3 protein-coding genes are annotated in these 5,237 nt (G+C 69.1%); 2 read left to right on the plus strand and 1 reads right to left on the minus strand.

The window, feature by feature from the left end; all coding sequences use genetic code 11:
* The first annotated feature begins 215 nt into the window (after nucleotides 1-215).
* Nucleotides 216-1,241, plus strand: a complete 1,026-nt coding sequence (locus QH283_RS11830) for a YlbL family protein (protein ID WP_280503053.1) — start codon at nucleotides 216-218, stop codon at nucleotides 1,239-1,241.
* Nucleotides 1,242-1,286: 45 nt separating this feature from the next.
* Here QH283_RS11830 and QH283_RS11835 read toward each other — a convergent pair whose 3' ends face one another.
* Complete coding sequence (locus QH283_RS11835) at nucleotides 1,287-1,871, minus strand: PPA1309 family protein (RefSeq protein WP_414689629.1); 585 nt, start codon at nucleotides 1,869-1,871, stop codon at nucleotides 1,287-1,289.
* A gap of 210 nt (nucleotides 1,872-2,081) precedes the next feature.
* Here QH283_RS11835 and QH283_RS11840 point away from each other — a divergent pair, with 210 nt between their 5' ends.
* Nucleotides 2,082-5,072 carry a UPF0182 family protein gene (locus QH283_RS11840; protein WP_280503055.1) on the plus strand — a complete coding sequence of 997 codons (2,991 nt, stop codon included), beginning with the start codon at nucleotides 2,082-2,084 and terminating at the stop codon, nucleotides 5,070-5,072.
* Nucleotides 5,073-5,237: the final 165 nt, after the last annotated feature.

Genomic DNA, 5,237 nt, shown 5'->3' on the forward strand with positions numbered 1-5,237 from the left:
CGCTAATCCGAACGGATTGCCTGAACCGGGACCGAAGGGCGCCGCGCCGCGCTGGCGCGCGTCGTCGTCTTCGTCGCGGCCGGAGAATCCGAACGGGGTGTCACTCATACTCACCACGTTACGCGGACCGCGCGGTCCCACGACATGGGACACCGCCCGCATCGGTGCACGTGCCGCGCCATTACGCGGACAGCGAAACCTCTAGTGTGGGCGGGGTGAATCGTCGGATCTCCACTCTGCTGGTCGCACTCGTCCCGGTGCTGGTGCTCGGCGTGCTCGGCACCGTGGTCCAGGTGCCCTTCGTCGCGCTCGGCCCCGGCCCCACCTTCGACACCCTCGGCGCCTACGACGGCGTGCCGGTGGTGGACGTGCAGGGCGCCGAACTCGACGAGACCACCGGGCACCTGAACATGACGACCGTGTCGGTGCGCGACGGGCTGAATCTCTACGAGGCCTTCGGCTTCTGGGCCAGCGGCAAGCACGGCCTGGTCCCGCGCGCCGAGGTCTATCCGCCGGATGTGCCCCGCGAGGTCATCGAGGAATCCAACCAGCAGGAGTTCCGCAACTCCGAGAGCGCGGCCGAGGTGGCCGCGATGAACTACCTGAAACTGCCGACCGCCGTGCTGGTGCGCCAGGTGGGCGAGGACAGCCCGGCCGCCGGCGTGCTCGAACCCGGTGACGAGATCGTCAGTGTGGGTGGCGTGCGCGCGAACACCCCCGGTGACGTGGTGCACGAGACCAGCTCGCGCGCCCCGGGCACCCCGCTGACCGTGGTGTACCGGCGCGACGGCCGGGAGGCCACCGCCGAGTTCGTGTTGAAGGCCAATCCAGAGGACGAGAGCAAGGGCGTGCTCGGGGTGACCATCGGCACCGGCGCGCGCCCGCCGGTCGAGGTCAGTTTCAATCTGGCCGACATCGGCGGTCCCTCGGCGGGCCTGATGTTCAGCCTGGCGCTGATCGACAAGCTCAGCCCCGGCGAACTGGGCGGCGGTGATTTCGTCGCGGGCACCGGCACCATCGAGACCGACGGCACGGTCGGCCCGATCGGCGGCATCCAGTACAAGATGATCGCCGCCAGGGAGGCGGGCGCGGAGACCTTCCTGGTCCCGGCCGCCAACTGCAACGAGGCCAGGCAGCGGGTGCCCGAGGGCCTGCGGCTGGTGAAGGTGGAGAGCCTGGACGGCGCGGTGCGGTCGCTGGCGGCGATCAACGAGGGCGGGGAAGCGCCCGGCTGCGACTGAGCGCTTCCCCGAGCGGACTCCCGGGGGAAAGCGCGATCGGCGAGCTCAGTCGTCGAGCGTGTGGTGCAGGGCCTCGAGAACGTTGGACGCCAGGTTCGGATAGGTCCGCAGGTCCAGATCGCCGAACTCGTCGTCGTCCGCGTCGGGGCGCAGTTGCAGCAGCGCCAGCGACACGCCGCCGCGCAGCACCGCGGCGAACAGCCGCGCCTCGCGGCGGCCCGGGTGCTCGAGCGCGGCGGCCCTGCCCGCGGCGTCGGCGGCCTCGTGATCGGCCAGCAACGGACCGAGCGCGTCGTCGAGGGTGCTCTCGGCGTCCGGCGGCAGCACCACGATCTCCTGCACCAGCACGCAGCCGCGCACGGCCTCCGGCCAGGTGGTGGTGGCGAGGAATTCGTCGAGGGCCATCGAGCCGCCGGTGATGTCTTCCGGCAGCGGCTCCTGGGCGATGGGGGTCAGCTCGTTGCCCCGGTCGAGCTCGTCGAGCAGGGAGGGCTCGGCGGCCACCAGGTCCTCGGTGGGGACCAGCGCGAACATCTGCGGCGGTCTTCCCCAGCCCTCGCCGTCGGCGAACTCCGCCACCTCTCGGACGGCGCGGGACAGGACGAGTTCGGCGTGCAGATCAGCGGTCACCACGCCATCTTTTCACCCGCCGCCGATGCGCGAGGCGGACCCGGTGCGAAAGGCTCGCCGAGTCGCCGGTCACGACCCCGCCAGCGTTGTAATGTCCGTTTCCGTAGAGTGGGCGCGAACGATCCGTGCGGATCGGACGCAACGTCGGACTGCGGTGCCCCGGACCGGGAACGGTGCGAGGGAGCCGCCGGACACCTGGAGTGTGGCATCGTGGGCATGCGGCCCCCAACCGGCTTACCTTCGCTGACGCGACGCAGCCGCGCGCTGCTGGTGGCGGCTGTCGTCCTGGCTGCGCTGTTGCTGTTCGGTCCACGGCTGACCGACACATACACCAACTGGCTGTGGTTCGGCGAGGTCGGCTACCGCGAGGTCTTCACGACGGTGCTGTTCACCCGCATCGCGCTGTTCGTCGTGGTCGGCCTGTTCATCGGCGTGTCGGTCTGGCTGGCGCTGCTGCTCGCCTACCGCAGCAGACTGCTGTTCGTGCCGCAGGCCGGGCCCAACGACCCGATCGCCCGCTACCGCAGCACCGTGACGGGCAGGCTCAAGACCTTCGGCATCGGCATCCCCGTGGTCTTCGGCGTGCTGTCCGGTCTGGTCGCGCAGTCCAACTGGGTGACCACGCAGCTGTTCCTCAACGGCGGCGACTTCGGCACCAAGGATCCGCAGTTCGGCCTCGACGTCGGCTTCTACGCCTTCGACCTGCCGTTCTTCCGCATGGTGCTGAACTGGATGTTCGTCGCCGTGGTGATCGCCTTCTTCGCCAACCTGGTGACCCACTACATCTTCGGTGGCTTGCGCCTGACCGGCCGCGAAGGATTGCTGACCCGCGCCGCGCGCATCCAGCTCGCCGTCATCGCCGGACTGTTCGTGCTGCTCAAGGCGGTCGCGTACTGGTTCGACCGCTACGACCTGCTGTCCAGCTCCCGCAAGGAGCCCACCTTCTACGGCGGCTCCTACACCGACATCAACGCGGTGCTGCCCGCCAAGCTGATCCTGCTGGCGATCGCGGTCATCTGCGCGCTGGCCTTCTTCGCCGGCGTGGTGCTGCGCGACCTGCGCGTGCCCGCCATGGCCGCCGCCCTGCTTGTGCTCTCCTCGGTGCTGGTCGGCGCGGTCTACCCGCTGGTCATCGAACAGTTCTCGGTGCGCCCGAACGCCGCGGACAAGGAGTCGGAGTACATCGAGCGCAATATCGCCGCCACCCGCGACGCCTTCGGCATCACCTCGGACAAGATCGAGTACAAGGACTATCCCGGCGAGAGCTCCAAGAGCCCGCTCGAGGTGCCGGTCGACGCCGCCACCATCGGCAACGCCCGCCTGCTCGACCCGAACATCCTCTCGCCGACGTTCACCCAGCTGCGCCAGCTGAAGAACTTCTACGGCTTCCCGGAATCGCTGGACATCGACCGCTACGAGATCAACGGTCAGGTCCAGGACTTCATCGTCGCGGCCCGCGAGCTCTCGCCCGCGGCGCTGACCGGCAACCAGACCGACTGGATCAACAAGCACACCGTCTACACCCACGGCAACGGCTTCGTGGCCGCGCCGGCGAACCGGGTCAACAAGCCGCAGTCCGAGGACGCCAACGCCACCGGCGGCTCGTCGGACTCCGGCTACCCGATCTTCATGGTGAGCGACCTGTTCACCCCGAAGGACAGCCAGGTCATCCGGGTCGAGCAGCCGCGCGTCTACTACGGCGAGCTGATCTCGCAGTCCGATCCCGACTACGCGATCGTCGGCGCGACCGAGAGCCAGGCGCCGCGCGAGTACGACTCCGACACGGCCCAGTACACCTACACCGGCAAGGGCGGCGTGCCGATCGGCAACTGGTTCAACCGGCTGGCCTTCGCCGCCAAGTACGCCGAGCGCAACATCCTGTTCTCCGAGGCCATCGGCCCGGAGTCGAAGATCCTCTACAACCGCAGCCCGCGTGAGCGCGTGCAGAAGGTGGCGCCGTGGCTGACCGCCGACGGCAACGCCTACCCGGCGGTCGTGGACGGCAGGATCGTCTGGATCGTCGACGCCTACACCACCCTCGACAACTACCCCTACGCGCAGAAGACCTCGCTGGAGGGCGCTGTCGAGGACAGCATCGACAAGAAGACCGGTCGCCTGCTGCCCCGCAAGGAGGTCAGCTACATCCGCAACTCGGTCAAGGCCACCGTCGACGCCTACGACGGCACCGTGACCCTCTACGAGGTGGACCCGACCGACCCGGTGCTGAAGGCCTGGCGCGGGGTCTTCCCCAACTCGGTCAAGCCGGAGAGCGAGATCAGCGACGAGCTGCGCTCCCACTTCCGCTACCCGGAGGACCTGTTCAAGGTCCAGCGGGAGATGCTGACCAAGTACCACGTGGACAACCCGCGTGAGTTCTTCACCAACAACGCCTTCTGGTCGGTGCCCTCCGATCCCACCATCGAGGGCGGCAGCTTCAACCAGCCGCCGTACTACGTGCTGCTGGGCGACGAGGACAGCAAGGAACCGGTGTTCAACCTGACCAGCGCGATGGTCGGCTACAACCGCCAGTTCCTCTCCGCCTACATCTCGGTGCGCTCCGACCCGGAGAACTACGGCAAGTTCACGATTCTGCGCCTGCCCACCGACACCCAGACCCAGGGTCCGCAGCAGACGCAGAACACCATGACGACGGCGCCGCAGGTCTCCCAGGAGAAGACGCTGCTGTCGAACTCCAACAAGATCCGCTACGGCAATCTGCTGACCCTGCCGATCGCCGACGGCGGCATCCTCTATGTGGAGCCGTTCTACAACGAACGCAACACCGGCCCGAACACCGCCACCTTCCCGCAGCTGCTGCGCGTGCTGGTCAGCTATCGCGACCAGGCGGGCAGCGTGAAGGTCGGTTACGCCTCGACGCTGGCCGAGGCGCTGAACCAGGTGATCCCCGGCGCGGGCGCGCTGGCCACCCCGCCCGGCGGCGATCCGGCGACCAGGCCTCGGCCCGGCTCCGCGCCGCCGGCCATCGAGGTCACCCCACCCACCGAGGACGGCGACCAGCAGCAACAGAGCACGCCGCCGCCGGCGAGCGGTTCGCGTGACAAGGACGCCGCGGCCGCCGAGCTGGATCGCAAGATCGACGCGGTGCGCAGTGCCATGCGCAGCGGCAACTTCGAGGACTTCGGCAAGGCGCTGGAGGAACTGGAGGCCGCGGTCGAGGCCTACCAGGAGGCGGGCCGCTGACCAGGACCGTCGCCGTCGCGGTGGGCTGAATTCTCCGCGCAGGAAGCCCGAGGACAGCGACAGCGGCCCCCCCGGGGGCCCCGGGGGGGGGGGGGGGCCGGCGGAAGGGGGGGGGTGGGGGAGTTTGGTGTGGGGGGCCGCCACACCCCACCCCCGGGCCCCCCC

Origin of the sequence: Nocardia farcinica (assembly GCF_029867845.1) — a bacterium.
Lineage (GTDB): Bacteria > Actinomycetota > Actinomycetes > Mycobacteriales > Mycobacteriaceae > Nocardia > Nocardia farcinica_A.